This is a genomic window from Rhizobium sp. UFLA01-1127 (assembly GCF_059803845.1).
In genome coordinates, this window is the sequence record NZ_JAUQTZ010000141.1 from 1 (window position 1) to 16015 (window position 16015).

At 60.7% G+C, this 16015-nt stretch carries 17 protein-coding genes; 8 read left to right on the top strand and 9 right to left on the bottom strand.

What is annotated here, in order from left to right; genetic code table 11:
- On the top strand, positions 1-1023 hold a 1023-nt coding region (pyrG, locus tag Q4Q11_RS25955), incomplete at its 5' end, for a CTP synthase (protein ID WP_498571280.1).
- Here the strand turns inward: pyrG and ftrA are convergent.
- Complete coding sequence (ftrA, locus tag Q4Q11_RS25960) at positions 986-2023, bottom strand: transcriptional regulator FtrA (RefSeq protein WP_498571281.1); 1038 nt, start codon at positions 2021-2023, stop codon at positions 986-988. The genes pyrG and ftrA overlap by 38 nt on opposite strands.
- Before the next feature lie 64 nt (positions 2024-2087).
- Between ftrA and Q4Q11_RS25965 the strand changes: the two genes are divergently transcribed.
- On the top strand, positions 2088-2480 hold the full coding sequence (locus tag Q4Q11_RS25965) for a rhodanese-like domain-containing protein (protein ID WP_498571282.1): 393 nt from the start codon (positions 2088-2090) through the stop codon (positions 2478-2480).
- A gap of 141 nt (positions 2481-2621) precedes the next feature.
- Positions 2622-3671 (top strand): HoxN/HupN/NixA family nickel/cobalt transporter, encoded by a 1050-nt coding sequence (locus tag Q4Q11_RS25970; RefSeq protein WP_498571283.1) that lies wholly within the window; start codon positions 2622-2624, stop codon positions 3669-3671.
- Positions 3672-3673: 2 nt separating this feature from the next.
- Here Q4Q11_RS25970 and Q4Q11_RS25975 read toward each other — a convergent pair whose 3' ends face one another.
- Entirely contained in the window at positions 3674-4273 is a 600-nt protein-coding gene (locus Q4Q11_RS25975) for a LysE family translocator (protein WP_498571284.1), read from the bottom strand.
- A 99-nt stretch (positions 4274-4372) separates the two neighbouring features.
- On the opposite strand from Q4Q11_RS25975, the gene Q4Q11_RS25980 reads away from it, so the two are divergent.
- Positions 4373-5248 (top strand): LysR family transcriptional regulator, encoded by an 876-nt coding sequence (locus tag Q4Q11_RS25980; protein WP_498571285.1) that lies wholly within the window; start codon positions 4373-4375, stop codon positions 5246-5248.
- 21 nt (positions 5249-5269) lie between these two features.
- Here Q4Q11_RS25980 and Q4Q11_RS25985 read toward each other — a convergent pair whose 3' ends face one another.
- Positions 5270-6358 carry a citrate synthase/methylcitrate synthase gene (locus tag Q4Q11_RS25985; RefSeq protein ID WP_112512448.1) on the bottom strand — a complete coding sequence of 363 codons (1089 nt, stop codon included), beginning with the start codon at positions 6356-6358 and terminating at the stop codon, positions 5270-5272.
- A gap of 84 nt (positions 6359-6442) precedes the next feature.
- On the opposite strand from Q4Q11_RS25985, the gene Q4Q11_RS25990 reads away from it, so the two are divergent.
- On the top strand, positions 6443-7576 hold the full coding sequence (locus Q4Q11_RS25990) for a citrate synthase (protein WP_113214021.1): 1134 nt from the start codon (positions 6443-6445) through the stop codon (positions 7574-7576).
- Between the two features lie 28 nt (positions 7577-7604).
- Here the strand turns inward: Q4Q11_RS25990 and Q4Q11_RS25995 are convergent, their stop codons facing one another.
- The gene (locus tag Q4Q11_RS25995; protein WP_498571286.1) at positions 7605-7976 is read right to left on the bottom strand and encodes a VOC family protein; all 372 of its coding nucleotides are present in this window, start codon (positions 7974-7976) and stop codon (positions 7605-7607) included.
- 334 nt (positions 7977-8310) lie between these two features.
- Here Q4Q11_RS25995 and gnd point away from each other — a divergent pair, with 334 nt between their 5' ends.
- Positions 8311-9336 (top strand): phosphogluconate dehydrogenase (NAD(+)-dependent, decarboxylating), encoded by a 1026-nt coding sequence (gnd, locus tag Q4Q11_RS26000; protein ID WP_112507038.1) that lies wholly within the window; start codon positions 8311-8313, stop codon positions 9334-9336.
- Positions 9337-9453: 117 nt separating this feature from the next.
- On the opposite strand, the gene Q4Q11_RS26005 is transcribed toward gnd, so the two are convergent.
- The 5 genes from Q4Q11_RS26005 to Q4Q11_RS26025 are packed head-to-tail and all read right to left on the bottom strand — an operon-like array spanning position 9454 to position 14942.
- Positions 9454-10680 carry a molybdopterin molybdotransferase MoeA gene (locus Q4Q11_RS26005; protein ID WP_498571287.1) on the bottom strand — a complete coding sequence of 409 codons (1227 nt, stop codon included), beginning with the start codon at positions 10678-10680 and terminating at the stop codon, positions 9454-9456.
- Between the two features lie 3 nt (positions 10681-10683).
- Complete coding sequence (moaC, locus tag Q4Q11_RS26010) at positions 10684-11178, bottom strand: cyclic pyranopterin monophosphate synthase MoaC (RefSeq protein ID WP_498571288.1); 495 nt, start codon at positions 11176-11178, stop codon at positions 10684-10686.
- Position 11179: 1 nt separating this feature from the next.
- Entirely contained in the window at positions 11180-11995 is an 816-nt protein-coding gene (gene trpC / locus Q4Q11_RS26015; RefSeq protein WP_498571289.1) for an indole-3-glycerol phosphate synthase TrpC, read from the bottom strand.
- Positions 11996-12001: 6 nt separating this feature from the next.
- Complete coding sequence (trpD, locus tag Q4Q11_RS26020) at positions 12002-13024, bottom strand: anthranilate phosphoribosyltransferase (RefSeq protein ID WP_113214017.1); 1023 nt, start codon at positions 13022-13024, stop codon at positions 12002-12004.
- A 25-nt stretch (positions 13025-13049) separates the two neighbouring features.
- On the bottom strand, positions 13050-14942 hold the full coding sequence (locus Q4Q11_RS26025) for a peptidylprolyl isomerase (RefSeq protein WP_498571290.1): 1893 nt from the start codon (positions 14940-14942) through the stop codon (positions 13050-13052).
- 180 nt (positions 14943-15122) lie between these two features.
- On the opposite strand from Q4Q11_RS26025, the gene Q4Q11_RS26030 reads away from it, so the two are divergent.
- Positions 15123-15404, top strand: coding sequence for a hypothetical protein (locus Q4Q11_RS26030; RefSeq protein ID WP_112507051.1), 282 nt, complete (start codon positions 15123-15125; stop codon positions 15402-15404).
- Between the two features lie 254 nt (positions 15405-15658).
- On the top strand, positions 15659-16015 hold a 357-nt coding region (locus Q4Q11_RS26035; RefSeq protein WP_498571291.1), incomplete at its 3' end, for a MarR family winged helix-turn-helix transcriptional regulator.

Sequence of the window (16015 nt, forward strand, 5' to 3'; positions counted from 1 at the left end):
CATCCCGACATTCTGCTCGTGCGTGCCGACCGGGAAATCCCCGAAGCCGAACGCCGCAAGCTTTCGCTGTTCTGCAATGTGCGGGAATCTGCCGTCATTCAGGCGCTCGATGTTGCGAACATCTACGACGTGCCGATGGCCTATCATAAGGAAGGCCTCGACAACGAAGTCCTGGCCGCCTTCGGCATCGAGCCGGCTCCGAAGCCGCGTCTCGAGCAGTGGGAAGAGGTCTGCAATCGTATCCGCACGCCGGAAGGCGAGGTGACCATCGCCATCGTCGGCAAATATACTGGTCTGAAAGATGCCTATAAGTCGCTGATCGAAGCGCTGCATCACGGCGGTATCGCCAACCGGGTCAAGGTCAAGCTCGAATGGATCGAGTCCGAGATCTTCGAAAAGGAAGATCCGGCGCCCTATCTCGAGAAAGTTCATGGCATTCTCGTGCCCGGCGGCTTCGGCGAACGCGGTTCCGAAGGCAAGATCCTGGCAGCCCGATTCGCACGCGAGCGCAAGGTGCCGTATTTCGGCATCTGCTTCGGCATGCAGATGGCCGTCATCGAAGCGGCTCGCAATCTGGCCGGCGTCGAACATGCCTCGTCGACCGAGTTCGGCCCCACCAAGGAGCCAGTCGTCGGCTTGATGACCGAATGGCTGAAGGGCAACGAGCTGCAGAAGCGCACGGCATCGGGCGATCTCGGCGGCACCATGCGCCTTGGCGCCTACAAGGCGGCCCTGAAGAAGGGTACGAAGATTTCGGAGATTTACGGCTCGACCGATATTTCGGAGCGCCATCGCCACCGTTACGAGGTCAATGTCGATTACAAGGACATGCTGGAAGAATGCGGCTTGACCTTCTCCGGCATGTCACCGGACGGCGTTCTGCCCGAGACGGTCGAATATGCGGATCATCCGTGGTTCATCGGCGTCCAGTATCACCCGGAACTGAAATCCCGGCCGCTGGAACCGCATCCGCTGTTCTCGAGCTTCATCGAAGCCGCGACGGAACAGAGCCGGCTGGTTTAAAAGCTGCAAATCGCTTGCGGTAGTCGCTCGGGCTCACCGCAAGCCTCTCCCGAAAATGATGACGCATGGTGGCGAGCGATCCAAAACCGCTCGCTGCTGCTATATCATCCAGTGAAATGGCTGTCTGTTTTTCGAGCAGATCACGGGCGCGCCGGAGCCGTTCACTCAGCAGCCATTCGCCCGGCGCCATGCCAGTGGTCGCCTCGAAACGACGCTGGAAGGTTCGCACACTCATGCCGGCCCGCGCTGCAAGCGCGGCGATGGGCTGCTCGTCCTGCAGACGTTCGCGCATCCATTCAAGCAATGGACCCAAGCGCGCTCCCTCGCGCTGTCTCAGAACCGGGGTCTCGATATATTGCGCCTGACCGCCTTCGCGATGTGGAGGCACCACGAGCCGGCGGGCAACGCGGTTGGCGATGTCAGGTCCGAAATCCCGGCGCACGACGTGCAGGCAGAGATCGATCGCGGCGGCACTGCCGGCCGCCGTGAGCACCTTGTCCTCATCGACATAGAGAACATCGGCATCCACCGATATGTCCGGATAACGCGCAGCGATGGATTCGACGTAGCGCCAATGCGTGGTCGCCTTGCGGCCAGCGAGCAATCCCGCCGCGGCGAGGACCGCCACGCCGGAGCATAGCGACATGATGCGAACGCCGCGGCGGCTGGCCGCCTGCAGCTCGGCAACCAGCGGGGCAGGGACCGGCGTGCCTATGCCGCGCCAGCCGGGCACGACGATCAGATCGGCATCGGCGATGACTTCCAGCCCGCGGTCGACCTGCACTGTCAAACCACCGGCAGCGCGAAGCGAGCCATCCTCGATGGCGCAAGCGGAAAACCTGTACCAATCGCCGCCCATCTCCGGACGGGGCAGGCCGAAGATTTCATAGGCGACGCCGAATTCGAATGTGCAGAGCCCGTCATAGACGAGGGTTACAACATGCGGGCCGCGGAGATCGGGATCATCTGAGTTTGGCATGATATTGACGCTATATGGCATTTCGGCCAATTTCAACCGCGGGACCGCTCAGGCATGAATGCGCCGAAGCAAGAAGGAGCGTTCCATGTCCCTAGTCAGTGAAATCCCCGCAGCAGCCCCGAACTTCGTCGCCGAACATTATGCCCGCAGGCTTGCGTTCGAGACGGATTGCTCCGACGTGCGTCAGGCCATGACATCGGGCAACGCGGATTTCGTGTTGCTCGATGTCCGCGGCCCAGCCATGTTTCAGGAGAAGCATATTCCGGGCGCGATCAACCTGCCGCATGGCAAAATGACTGCGCGAAAGATGGCGGAATGGCCCGAGGACACGCTGTTCGTCGTCTATTGCGCCGGACCGCATTGCAACGGCACGGACAAGGCCGCCTGGCGGCTCGGCACGCTCGGTAAGCGCGTGAAGGTGATGATCGGCGGCATGACCGGCTGGGCCGATGAGGGGTATCCCTTCGAGATCGGCTAACAGATGAGAAGGCAGACTTGGCATGTGCCGGGTCCGCCTGCTTCGGAAACACTGTGAAAGCGTCGATACCTACGTCATTTGGCTGTCGCGCGGCTTCTGTTTCCGTGCCACTGTGCGAGCAAGCATAACGGGAACAAAAGTATGATCCTCAATCCGTTTGACGATCGCGCGGAGAGACCGAGGGCCAAGATCGCCATCACCTTCATGCTGCTGATCGCGTTCAACATTAGTGCATGGATCTGGGCCTGGGCGGTCTTTGCCGAGAGGCCGTCGCTTCTGGGCATTGCGCTTCTTGCTTATATGTTCGGCCTTCGCCATGCCTTCGATGCCGATCATATCGCCGCCATCGACAACGTTGTGCGCAAGCTCATTCAGGAAAAGAAGCAGCCCTATGCTGCGGGCTTCTTCTTCTCTCTCGGTCATTCCTCGATCGTCGTCATCGCCTCTATCCTGATTGCAGCGACCGCGGCCGCCATGCAAAGCCAGCTCGATTCGTTCCACAATATCGGCGGCGTCATCGGCACCGCGGTTTCGGCATTGTTCCTGACGCTGATCGGCATCGCCAATCTCTTTGTCCTGAAGGGCGTGTGGTCCGCCTTCAAGAGGGCGCAAAAAGGCGAAGGGATCACCGATGACGATCTCGATGCGCTTCTTGGCGGCGGCAGTTTTCTCGCGCGTATCTTCCGGCCGATGTTCAAAGTCGTCACCCGCTCCTGGCACATGTATCCGATCGGCTTTCTCTTCGGCCTCGGCTTCGACACAGCAACCGAGATCGGGCTTCTCGGCATTTCGGCCGCTCAGGCCGCGCAGGGCATGTCCTTCTGGACGATCCTGATCTTCCCGGCGCTGTTCACCGCCGGCATGTCACTGATGGATACGCTCGACAGTACGCTGATGACAGGCGCTTATGGCTGGGCCTTCGTCAAGCCGGTCCGCAAGCTCTGGTACAATCTGACGATCACAGCGGCCTCCGTCGTCGTCGCCATCTTCATCGGAGGCATCGAGGCGCTCGGGCTGATCTCCGACAAGCTTGGCCTCGAAGGCGGCTTTTGGCGCTTCATCGCCGAACTCAACGACAATCTCGCCAATTTCGGCTTCGCCGTGGTCGGCATTTTCCTGCTGAGCTGGCTGATTTCGGCCGCGCTCTATAAGGCGAAGGGGTATGACAGCCTGCAGATCAATCATTCCTGACGTCAATCGCGCCACATCGGGATGATGGAGAGCACGAGAAGGCAGGCCAAAAAGATATTGAGGGCACGCCATTGCCACGGCGCGTTCAGCAGCCGGGCGAATAACTGGCCCAGCGCGCACCACAATGTCAGCGAGAGTGCCGCCATAACGCAGAAGGTCATGCCAAGCAGCATCGCAAGCGTGAACGGACTGTTTGCGAGCGCGGCAAAAGAGGCTGCAGCGCCAATCGTCATGGCCCAGCCCTTGGGGTTGTGCCACAGCATCCAGACGCCCGCCAGAAAGCCCGTCGGCCTTGCCATCTGCCCGGCCTCGCGCGGCTGGCCGCTTCCGCCGATCCGAACGGCGAGCCAGATCAGATAGAGGGAACCCAACGCCTTCATGGCGATCTGCAACATCGGCAGGGCCGTCAATACGCCGCCAAGCCCCACCGCCGCGGCACAGGCCATGGAACCCAGGCCGAAGGCAAAACCGCCCATAACGGGTATCGAGCGGCGGAAGCCGAAATGCGCACCGGACGCGGTCGCAAGTGTCGTCGCGCCACCGGGGGTTATCGTGGAAACCAATGCGAAGAGGATCAGCGGCAGCAAGGATTCGATCGTCATATCCGGCTTTTCTCCATATCGGGAAAAGTCATAGACGGCACTTCTGCATCATGAAATCGAATATTGAAGGATCCCGGCATTAGAAACTATAATGCAGCCATGACCCGAAACTTCGACATTACACTCATCAGAACCTTCGCCACCGTCGCCGAGCAGGCCAGCATGACGATATCAGCCAATATGCTGCATATGACCCAGGGCGCCATCAGCCAGCAGATCAAGCGGCTTGAGGACATGCTCGGCTGCGCCTTGTTCGAGCGTGACAGGCGCGGATTGCGTCTGACGGAAGCAGGCGAACGGCTGCTCGGCAATGCTCGCCGCCTGCTGGTGCTGAACGACGAGATCTGGAACGACATGACGGAAAGGACGGTTCGCGGCAGCGTCCGGCTCGGCGTTCCCTACGATCTCGTCGGAGCAACGCTCGCGCCTGTGCTCAAATCCTATGCCGAGCGTCACCCGCAGGTGGAGATTTCTTTGGTTTGCGCTTCGTCTCCCGAGCTTCTGGAAGAGCTGGGGAACGGAACCGTCGATCTCTGCGTGGCGGAGGAACCTTACGGCGCGTCGCAGGGCGAGTGCCTGGCTGTCGAACGGCTCGTCTGGGTCGGCGCGAAGGCCGGCAATGCCCATCGCAAGGTGCCGCTGCCGATTTCGATGGTCGCCGATACCTGCGCCTTCCGCACATCGGTCTTTGCGGCACTCAGCAGGGACGGACTGCGCTGGCGGACGGTCTTTGAGAACGGCAATATCGAGGCGACCACGGCAACGGTGCGCACCGATCTGGCCATCACCGCCTGGCTCGCTTCGACCGTTCCCTCCGATCTCGACATCCTCAATGTCGAGCATGGCTTGCCCGAACTGCCGGTCTTTGCGATCAACCTGCATTTGCCGAAGGGCGGTGCAACACCGCAAGCGCTCGAGCTTGCCCGCCACATCCGCGAAGGCATGATGCGGCCGCGGCAATCCGCGGCCGCCTGAGTCCCAGCTTCTGGGAGGCCCTTATGCTGCCGTCGGCAGCGGACCGACATAGCGCGATTGCGGGCGGATCAAGCGTCCGTCAAGCGTCTGCTCGCGTGCGTGGGCGATCCAGCCAACCGTGCGGCCGATCGCGAAGACGCCGGTGAAGGAACTGCGCGGGAAGCCGAGGGCGTCGAGCAGCAGGGCGGTGTAGTATTCGACATTGACGTCCAAGGGCCGATCCGGCTTGCGCTCCTTGAGCAAAGCCAGCGCCGCAGATTCGATGGCTTCCGCCAGAGCGATGCGCCCGGCGTCGGCCTGTCCGCTGGCAAAGATCGGCTTCAATGCCGTTTTCAGGGCGTCGGCGCGCGGATCACGGACACGGTAGATGCGATGGCCGAAGCCCATCAACCGCTCGCCGTGATCGAGCGCCTGCGACAGCCAGGCGTGGGCATTTTCAGGCTTGCCGACACCGTCGAGCATATCGAGCACCGGGCCGGGGGCACCGCCATGCAGAGGCCCTTTGAGGGCGCTGATTGCCGCGAGAACCGAAGAAGTGAGGCCGGCATGGGTCGAGGCGATAACACGGGAGGCGAATGTCGATGCATTGAGACCATGATCGGAAATCGTTACCAGATAGGCGTCGAGCCCCGCCGTTTGCTCGGCCGTCGGCACGCGACCCGTCAACATGTGCAGGATGTCGGCTGATTGCGAGAGCGAGGCATCCGGCCTGATCGGCGCTTTGCCCTTCTGCAATCGCAATACGGCCGGCAGGAAGACGGCGGGCGCCGCCATCAGGCGGATCGCCGTAGCAAAATCTTCTCCATCCGGGACGCGCGCCAGCAAGGCACGCACAGCGTCCACCGGCGGTAACGCGAGCACAGCGGCATCGGCGGCCTCCACATGCGTAAAGAGGGCAATACGGGCCGCGCCAAGCTTCGCTCGGATGGAAGTTGCGTCAATATGTTCGTCAAACAGGCCATCCAGCAGCAGCGCCGCAACATCCTCGAAGCGGCTGGTCGCGACCAGATCATCCAGCGATACGCCGCGGATAATCAGACGACCGGCAGCACCGTCGACATCGGACAGCTTCGTTTCTGCAGCAATGACATCTTCAAGACCACTTTTCATCATTGTTCTCCTTTGACTATCCGATTAGATCGGGCCTATTCCTATTGACGTCAATCTTGATGCAATTGATCAATATGAGGACCGGTGAGCTGGCTGACGGCGGAGCAGGCGCTGAACCTGCTGGGAACGAAATCGCAGACGCTTTACGCCAATGTCAGCCGCGGTCGCATTCGCGCGAAAGCCGATCCTGCCGACACGCGGCGCAGCCTCTATTTTGCCGATGACGTCAAGCGATTGGCCACCCGCCATGCCGGGAGGCGCAAGACCGAGGCAGTGGCCGCCGAGGCCATTCAATGGGGCGATCCGGTGTTGCCATCGGCCCTGTCGACGGTTTCGAACGGCAGGCTTTTCTATCGCGGCCAGGATGCGGCGATACTTGCCGAAAGCGCGAGCCTCGAAGATATCGCGCTGCTGCTTTGGGATATGAAGCGGCCGTTGCGATTCGAACAAAGCATGGTTCAGCAAAAACTTCCTTCCCTGGATGCTGCGTTTTCAGCATTGGCAGAGCGCATAACAAGCGATCTGCCATCACTCGGACGCTCGCTTCCGGCCCTGCAGAATGAAGCCGAAAACGTGCTCGGTACGGTGGCTGAAGCCCTGGCCCCCGGCGCTTGGGATCAACCGCTGCATCGGCGCCTCGCGGTTGCCTGGAATCGCCCCGATGCCGCCGATATGATCCGCCGCAGTTTCGTCTTGCTTGCCGACCACGAACTGAATGCTTCGACCTTCACTGCGCGGATCACGGCGTCCGCCGGCGCGACCTTATCCGCCGCCACCTTGTCCGGTCTTTCAACTCTGACGGGTCCGCTGCACGGCGGCGCCTGGCAGAGCGTACGCTCGCTTATCGCGCGGGCGGCCGCGACCGGCGTGGACGAGGCAGTCCGCAGCTATCTGGCGGAGGGGCGGCCACTGCCGGCTTTCGGCCATCAACTCTACCCGGATGTCGATATTCGCGGAGAGGCGTTGCTCGGCCGCTTCACGCTGCCTCCGCTTTTTGCCAGTGTTCGCGATGTCGGCGAACAATTGGTCGGCGAGCGCGTCAATGTCGATTTCGCACTGACAGCCATGACCCACGCCTACCATCTGCCGGAGGATGCGCCGCTGATCATCTTCGCTTTGGCGCGAACTGTAGGCTGGCTCGCGCACGCCATGGAGCAGGCGACGAGCGGCAGGCTCATCCGGCCGCGGGCGCGGTATGTAGGGCCGTCAGTACCTTGACCTCATTTTATCGGGAATAGTGCGTCCCCTATTTCACCGGCAAGTGACAAACCGCTTCGATATTGTGCCCATCAGGGTCGAGAATGAAAGCGCCGTAATAGTTCTGATGGTAATGGGGGCGCAGACCGGGAGCACCGTTATCGATGCCGCCGGCGATGATCCCCACTCGATGGAATTCATCGACGGTTTTCCTGTTTGGGGCGGCAAAGGCGATATGCGCGCCCGCTTGCCGGGCATCGCGGTGACCAATCCAGAAGAAGGCCTTCCGTTCGGTGCCGTACCCCGCAAAGCTATCGCCTTCGGCATAAAGACGTTCTATGCCGATGGAGCGCAATATCGTGTCGTAGAAGATCTTCGATCGCTCGATATCGCGAACCCCGATCGTCACATGATCAAGCACATCATCCTCCTAACGCCGACGAACGCTGGACCTTAGCCGCGTCGATCCTATATCGAAATCCAACCGCTGCTGAGAATTATTCTGTCAGGCAATGATCGCGAATATTTAAGGTCAGGCGACCACGAAAAATATCGCTTTCCTCAAGGCAGGCGAAGCGCAACCTTGATGCAAGGGCGGGAGGCCCGGCCACACCTATCACAGATGCGTGAATGCGCGAACTTTTCTTCGATGTCCGGCTTGTGCATGGCTCGCCCGTCATTTGTTCATTGGAAAATGCTGCGAAATGTCTCTATTGAACATTCAAACGATTAAAACCGTCCTAGGAGACTGACATATGCAAATCGGAATGATCGGCCTTGGCCGTATGGGCAACAACATGGTGCAGCGCCTGATGAGGGGCGGTCACAATGCGGTTGTTTTCGATGCGCGCCCCGAAGGCATTGCAGCGCTCGAGCAGCTCGGTGCCACCGGCAGCAAGTCACTCGAAGATTTCGTATCGAAGCTCGCGAAGCCGCGCGTCGTGTGGCTGATGCTGCCGGCTGCGATCGTCGATCAGGAACTTGCTGCGATCGTTCCGCTTCTTGAAGAGGGAGACATCGTCATCGATGGAGGCAACTCCTATTATCATGACGATATCCGCCGTGCCGAAGAGTTGAAGCCGAAGGGCATCCACTATGTCGACGTCGGCACCAGTGGTGGCGTTTTCGGCCTGGAGCGCGGCTATTGCCTGATGATCGGCGGCGAGAAGGAAACCGTCGAGCATCTCTCGCCGATCTTCGCGACGCTCGCTCCTGGCGTCGGCGACGTCGCTCCGTCGGCAATGCGCTCCGAAGAAGCCGCCAGGAACAGCACGGCAGAACAGGGTTACCTTCATTGCGGCCCCTCCGGCGCCGGCCACTTCGTCAAGATGGTCCATAATGGCATCGAATACGGCCTGATGGCTGCCTATGCCGAAGGCTTCAACGTTCTGCGTCATGCCAATATCGGCAAGCAGACCGCCGAGAAGGACGCCGAAACCGCACCGCTCTCGCATCCGCAATATTATCAATACGATCTCGACATCGCTGAAATCTCCGAGGTCTGGCGCCGCGGCAGCGTAATCACCTCCTGGCTGCTGGACCTCACTGCCGACGCTCTGCATGGCGACGCAGCCCTTTCGCAATATGCCGGCCGCGTTTCCGACTCGGGCGAAGGCCGCTGGACGATCTCGGCCGCCATCGACGAAGGCGTTCCGACGCCGGTGCTGAGCGCCGCGCTCTACGGCCGTTTTGCTTCGCGCGGCAACGACGATTATGCAAACAAGGTTCTCTCCGCCATGCGTGCCGGCTTCGGCGGCCATCATGAGAAACCGGCGAAGTAATCGATCTCTATCCATCGGATAAAATGGAAGCCGGGTGGGGCGAACCTCCCGGCTTTTGCTTGTTCGTCTTTGCCTCACTATTGCCGGACGGAAAACCGCACTGTTTTCGCAGGAGCTTCAGCCCAGCAATTCGGGCCGCAGCAATATGACCGGAGTGTGCAAGCCCGCTTCAAGCTGCGATGCATGCGGCGGGCGGACGACCAGGCAGTCGGCGCGCGAGAAGACCTTCATCATCGAGGAATCCTGCTTCGAGAAGGGCTCGGCGAGCCAGCCGCCATCCTCGGTCTTCGTCAGCGTCGCACGGACATAATCCTGTCGCTGATCGTTCGCCGCAAAAGTCACGGCAGCGCGTGCGATACCCTCACGCCTGATCGGCGGCAGGGATGCAAGCTTTCTGATCAGCGGTTCGAGAAAGAGCAGGCCGCATACGAGGCTGGAGACAGGATTGCCGGGAAGGCCCAGGATATGGATGTCGCCGAGGCTGCCAACCATCAGCGGCTTGCCGGGACGCATGGCGATTTGCCAGAAATCAAGCTGCATGCCAGCGGCGACCATCGTCGCCTGCACCAGATCGTGATCGCCGACCGAGGCGCCGCCAAGCGTGACGATGATGTCGGCTTTCGCCACTCGAGCCCGGCCGATGGCCGCTGTGATCTCGCCGCTGTCGTCGGCGACGATACCGAGATCAAGCACATGAGCGCCGGCATTGCGCGCCAGCGCTGCGATACCGAAAGTGTTCGATGCGATAATCTGCGATGGCCCTGGTTCGTTGCCTGGCGCCACAAGCTCGTCGCCGGTCGCCAGAATCGCAACCAGCGGCCGGCGATAGACATCCAGAGACGGATGGTTCATCGCGGCGGCAACCGTGAGACGCGAGAAATCCATGACCGTGCCGGCGGAAAGCACGGCTTCGCCCTCAAGGAAATCCTGTCCGCGCGGGCGTATATGTTGGCCTTTGCGCAAGGGATAATTGGTTTTGATGCGATCGTCTTCCAGCCGTACGGCGTCTTCCTGCAGGAGTACCGAATCGGCGCCTGCCGGAACGGGGGCGCCGGTGAAGATGCGGACAGCCTCTTCCTTGCCGACGGTTCCCTCATAGGCATGGCCGGCAGCGGAAGCGCCGATGACCTGCAGTTCAGAACCGGGCGTTGCCGCATCCTCGAAGCGCAGCGCATAGCCGTCCATCGCCGAAGCGTCGAACGGCGGTTGCGTCAGGCGAGCAGTGAGGTCTTTGGCCAGGACGCGTCCCTCGGCCATGTCGAGAGGAACGCTTTCGAAGCGATGAATTGGCGTGGCACTGTTCAGCAGTCGCGCTTGTGCTTCGGCAACAGGCAATAGGCTCATATGTCAGGCCCCCGGATGGCGGAAATCACCCGATTTGCCGCCGGATTTCTCCAATAGCGTAATGCCCCCGATTTCCATGCCGCGATCGGCGGCCTTGGCCATGTCGTAGATCGTCAGGCAGGCGACGGAAACCGCCGTGAGCGCTTCCATCTCGACGCCGGTGCGGCCGGTCAGCTTTGCCGTGGCCGTGACACGCAGGCCGGGCAGGGCAGCATCCTCTTCGATATCGACAGCGACCTTCGTCAGCATCAGCGGGTGGCACAGAGGAATGAGATTGCTGGTCTGCTTGGCCGCCATGATGCCGGCAAGCCGCGCAGTGCCGATGACATCGCCCTTCTTGGCATTGCCCTCGCGGATCAGCACCAAGGTCTCCGGCTTCATCCTGACGTAACCCGCGGCCGTTGCGCTGCGGGCCGTCTCGGCCTTGTCGCCGACATCGACCATATGCGCTTCGCCCGAAGCGTCGATATGCGTGAGACCAGCCTTCGGCGTCGTCATCTCACTCGGCCGCCAGAATGCCGGTTTCGCCGTTCAGCAGCAATTTCGTTGCTGCCGTCACGTCATCCTTGCGCATGAGGCTTTCGCCGACGAGGAAAGTGCTGATGCCTACGGCTTCGAGGCGCTGGCAATCGGCATGGGTGAATATCCCGCTTTCGCCCACCAGCAGCCGGCCTTCGGGAACCATTGCAGCCAGGTTTTCGCTGACCGTGAGGCTGACTTCAAAGGTGCGCAGATTGCGGTTGTTGATGCCGATCAGCGGCGAGGACAGCTTTAGCGCACGATCCATCTCTTCGGCATCGTGTACTTCGACCAGCACATCCATGCCGAGGCCGAACGCTTCGTCCTGGAGACGTTCGGCATCGTCGTCGGAAAGGGACGCCATGATAAGCAGAATGCAGTCCGCACCCCAGGCGCGGGCTTCCTGCACCTGATAAGTATCGAACATGAAATCCTTGCGCAGCGCCGGCAGCGAGCAGGCGGCGCGGGCGGCCGTCAGAAATTCCGGAGCACCCTGGAAACTCGGCGTGTCCGTCAGCACCGAAAGACAGGCCGCGCCGCCGGCCTCGTAGGCCTTGGCGAGGGCAGGCGGGTCGAAATCGGGGCGGATCAGGCCTTTGGACGGGCTTGCTTTTTTAATCTCGGCAATCAAACCGAAAATACCGTCAGCTTTCTTCGCAAGCAGCGCCCTGTGGAAGCCGCGCGGCGCCGATTGCTCGGCCTGCATCGCCTTGAGATCGGCAAGGGAAAGCTTGGCCTTCGCAGCGGCAATCTCCTCGCGCTTGTAAGCTTCGATCTTTCTAAGGATATCGGTCATGACGTCCTAGTCCTGTCCTTCCTCGTTGGAAACGGCAATGAGTTTTTCCAACGCAACGGCGGTGGCACCGCTATCGAGCGAATGGGCCGCGAGCTTCATGCCATCATGGAGCGTTTCCGCCTTTCCGGCAATGACCAGCGAGGCAGCCGCATTGGCAAGAGCGATGTCGCGATAGGCGTTCTTTTCGCCACTTAACACGGCACGAAGGGCCGCAGCATTGGCAACGCCGTCGCCACCCTTGATGTCCTCGATCCGGGCATGCGGCAGGCCGAAATCTGCAGGTGTGAGCTCGAAGGTACGAATCCTGCCGTTTTCGAGGGCCGCGACGGAGGTTTTGCCCGTCGTGGTGATCTCGTCCAGGCCGTCGCCGTGCACGACCCAGACGCTCTCGGCGTTCAGGTCTTTGAGGACCTCGGCCAGCGGCAATATCCATTGCGGCGCGAAGACGCCCAGCAGCTGACGGCGCGCGCCTGCGGGATTTGAAAGCGGGCCAAGCAGATTGAAGATCGTCCGCGTGCCAAGCTCGACACGCGAGGGACCGACATGGCGCATCGAGGAATGATGCAGCTGCGCGAACATGAAGCCGATACCGGCTTCACGGATGCAGCGGGCAATCGTCTCTGGTCCGATATCGAGCTTGATACCCAATACGGATTGCGTGTCGGCAGTGCCAGCCTTGGAGCTCTGCGCGCGATTGCCGTGCTTCGCGACAGGCACGCCCGCGCCGGCAACGATGAATGCCGCCAGCGTCGAAATATTGTATGTACCAAAACCATCGCCGCCGGTGCCGACGATATCGATGGCATCGGCCGGCGCATCCACCGGCAGCATCTTGGCGCGCATCGTGGTCACGGCGCCGACAATTTCGTCCACCGTCTCGCCGCGGACGCGCAAAGCCATCAAAAACGCGCCGATCTGCGATGGCGTCGCCTCGCCCGACATCAGGATTTCGAAAGCCTGCCGGGCTTCATCCCTGGTCAGTGCCTCACGGTTGGCGACCTTGGCGAGGAAAGGCTTCAATTCGGTCATCGATGATCCATCCTCCCGTTCGGGCTTAGCGGGACATCGCCTGTTCGGCGAGGTTCTGGTTGACCGTGACGGCGTATTTGGACTGCAGCTGGTTGACCATCTGGTCAAGGATGTCGTCGCCTGCGGCATTGGCAATCTGGGCGACCTGCTGATCGTCATTGTTCAGCGCATCGGTCGTCGGATTGTCGTTGACATCGGTAACCTTGAGCAGGATCTGCGTCGTGTCGTCGGCACCGACGGCACTTGCAGCCGTATCGACCGGACCGGAGAAAGCGGCTGCGACACCGCCGCGACCCAGTACAGGATCATCGGTCGATCGCATAATGCCAGTCTTGTTTTCGACGGCAATACCGAGCGGCGTGGCGATATCGGCAAGCGACTTACCCTTCTGCGCCTCCTGCTTCAGCTCGTTCGCCTTGGCGGCAAGCGCGATTTTCTGCTGTTCGGCGGTCCAATCGGCGACGGCCTTTTCACGCACTTCCGCAAGCGGCCGGTCGTGATCGGGCGTGATGTTCATGACGTCGTACCAGATATAGCCGTCGTTGCCGACCGTCAGCGGAGCGGGGTTGCCGCCCTGATCGGCCTTGAAGACCTCCGAAAGCAGCTGCTGGCGTGCCGGCAGGTCCTTGATCTCGTTGCCGTTCTGGTCAAGGCCGGTCTGATCGATCGCATCGATGGTGACGAGCTTCAGCTTGAGCTGCGAAGCCGCATCCTGCAGCGATGCGCCGGAACCACGCAGATCTTCGAACTTATCGTGAACGCTGGTGATCTCGTTGGCGGCGTTGCTGAGCGCGATCTGCTTGCGGATATCTTCCTTGACCTCGTCGAAATTCTTCGCCGTTTCGTTCTTCACATTGGTCACGCGCAGGATGACCGGGCCGAACGAACCGTCGACGACGGGAGTGGTGCCACCTTCCTTGGAAACGGCAAAGGCTGCTTCGGCAATGGTCTTGTCCGGAACCTGATCCTTGGTAAATGTGCCGAGCAGCACGTCGGACTGCTTCTTGCCCTGATCGGAAACGAGCTGATCGAAGGTCGTACCGGTTTTCAGCGCATCGGCCGCAGCATTGGCGAGATCCTTGTTGGCGAAGGTCAGCTGTTCGATGGTACGGGTCGCCGGCGTGGTGAAGCTGTCCTTGCGCTTGTCGAACTGCGCGCGAACGTCGTCATCCGTAACGCTTGCCGGATCGGCAATATCCTCGGCCTGCAGTTTCACAAAGGCGAACTTGCGGTATTCGGGCGCACGATATTTCGACTTCACTCCGTCGAACCACTTCTGCAGCACGTCGTCGGCCGGGGCCTTCACGGGGTCGATGTTGGCATTGGTCAGCAACAGGTAATCGATGCTGCGGGTCTCGTCATGATACTGCTTGACGGCATCGACCAGAACCTTAGGTGCGGTAAAGCCGTTCGAGACAGCCTCGACGATCTGGCTGCGGACCGCAACCTTGCTGCGCTCCTTGATGTAGTCGTCAGGCGATATGTTGCTGTTGCGCAGGAGCATATCGAATTTTTGACGGTCAAATGCGCCGTTTGCGGCCTTGAACGCCGGATCGTCGCCAATCAGCTTGGCAAGCCGATCCTGGGAGAGGCCGAGGTTCATGTCGGCAGCAAGCTGGTCGAGCGAGGCGCCGGCGACGAGCTGGGCGACCGTCTGCTGACCGATACCGAAGGCGCGAGCCTGCTCCGGCGTGATCTGCATGCGCAGTTGCTGACCGATGGCCTGAATCTGGCGGCGATAGGCGAGACGGAACTCGTTGGTGTCGATGTGCTGATCGCCGACGGTAACGACCGTGTTGCTGCCGCCACCCGTGATGAGAGACCGCTCGACACCCCACACGCCGAAGGCTGCCGCAAGAAGAAGCAACAACCCCTTTGCAACCCAGGTCTGGGCGATTTTTCTCAGCACGTCGAACATCGGAAAGCAAACCTCATCGTCAATACGTCTTCGCCCGCAGGCAAAACAATCGGAGTTCCTTAGAACAATCCGAACCGGAATTGAAGAGCCAGACGGGAAATCGCCGGACGACACGCGAATGTGCCGGAACCTTTGACGAGCAATGACGTTTTATGAACACCCAAACACAAGGAGCACACGATGGCAGAGACTAAATCGGCTTTCGCCGAGTCCTCTTCGGCGCGCGCGCAGACAGAAGCGGCGATGGAGGATCTGGCAACCCAGGTCGCCGCGTTGCGCGAGGATCTGTCAAGACTGTCGCAGAGCATGGCGGCGGTGGGGTTGGGAGCGAAATCTGTCGTCGCGGAGGAAGCCCAGGAGATTACGGAGCAGTTGCGCGGAAGAGTTCGCGAAGAGCCGATCTTCATGGTCGCTGCCGCAGCCGGCATCGGCTACCTCATCGGCCTTCTGAGCCGACGCTAGGCGTCAGGCCGAACTCTTTAAGAGTGGGGGCGAGCCCCGCGTACCCATTTCGGCAGCTACCTGCAGAATTGAAGCTTTAGCCTCGCCAACGCCACGCGCGATGCGAGTACCGCCGCCGTGGCATCTTTGCGACACCGCCTGCGACATCTTCGACCGTCGCCATTTGTTGATCGTCCGCCCTCTTGTATCACATGGGCGCTTACTATACGTAGCGATAATTATAAGGTTGCTTATGAATAGTAGGCTTCTCATACATGAATTCGACACCCACACTCGGCTTTCTCCTCCATGACGTTGCCCGGCTTCTTCGGAAGCGATTCGAGCAACGCGCAAAAGACCTGGGCCTGACGCGCTCGCAATGGCAGACGCTCGCCTACCTTGCGAACAACGAAGGTATCCGTCAGGCCGGCCTGGCAGAAATGCTGGAGATCGAGCCGATCACTCTGGTCCGCATCCTCGACAAGCTGAGCGACCGCGGACTTGTCGAGCGCCGGCAGCATCCGAACGACCGGCGGAGCTGGCTTCTTTACATGCGCGACGAAGCCCGCCCGCTGATCGATACGATGCGCAACCTTGGCGACCAGACCCGCAAGGAGGCGCTCGAAGGAACC

Coding starts and splice junctions, on each gene's coding strand:
- Q4Q11_RS25980 (WP_498571285.1), top strand. CDS start 4,373: ATGACCCGAAACTTCGACATTACACTCATCAGAACCTTCGCCACCGTC.
- Q4Q11_RS26030 (WP_112507051.1), top strand. CDS start 15,123: ATGGCAGAGACTAAATCGGCTTTCGCCGAGTCCTCTTCGGCGCGCGCG.
- Q4Q11_RS25975 (WP_498571284.1), bottom strand. CDS start 4,273: ATGACGATCGAATCCTTGCTGCCGCTGATCCTCTTCGCATTGGTTTCC.
- ftrA (WP_498571281.1), bottom strand. CDS start 2,023: ATGCCATATAGCGTCAATATCATGCCAAACTCAGATGATCCCGATCTC.
- gnd (WP_112507038.1), top strand. CDS start 8,311: ATGCAAATCGGAATGATCGGCCTTGGCCGTATGGGCAACAACATGGTG.
- Q4Q11_RS25965 (WP_498571282.1), top strand. CDS start 2,088: ATGTCCCTAGTCAGTGAAATCCCCGCAGCAGCCCCGAACTTCGTCGCC.
- moaC (WP_498571288.1), bottom strand. CDS start 11,178: ATGACGACGCCGAAGGCTGGTCTCACGCATATCGACGCTTCGGGCGAA.
- Q4Q11_RS25970 (WP_498571283.1), top strand. CDS start 2,622: ATGATCCTCAATCCGTTTGACGATCGCGCGGAGAGACCGAGGGCCAAG.
- Q4Q11_RS26025 (WP_498571290.1), bottom strand. CDS start 14,942: ATGTTCGACGTGCTGAGAAAAATCGCCCAGACCTGGGTTGCAAAGGGG.
- trpC (WP_498571289.1), bottom strand. CDS start 11,995: ATGACCGATATCCTTAGAAAGATCGAAGCTTACAAGCGCGAGGAGATT.
- Q4Q11_RS26005 (WP_498571287.1), bottom strand. CDS start 10,680: ATGAGCCTATTGCCTGTTGCCGAAGCACAAGCGCGACTGCTGAACAGT.
- Q4Q11_RS25985 (WP_112512448.1), bottom strand. CDS start 6,358: ATGAAAAGTGGTCTTGAAGATGTCATTGCTGCAGAAACGAAGCTGTCC.
- trpD (WP_113214017.1), bottom strand. CDS start 13,024: ATGACCGAATTGAAGCCTTTCCTCGCCAAGGTCGCCAACCGTGAGGCA.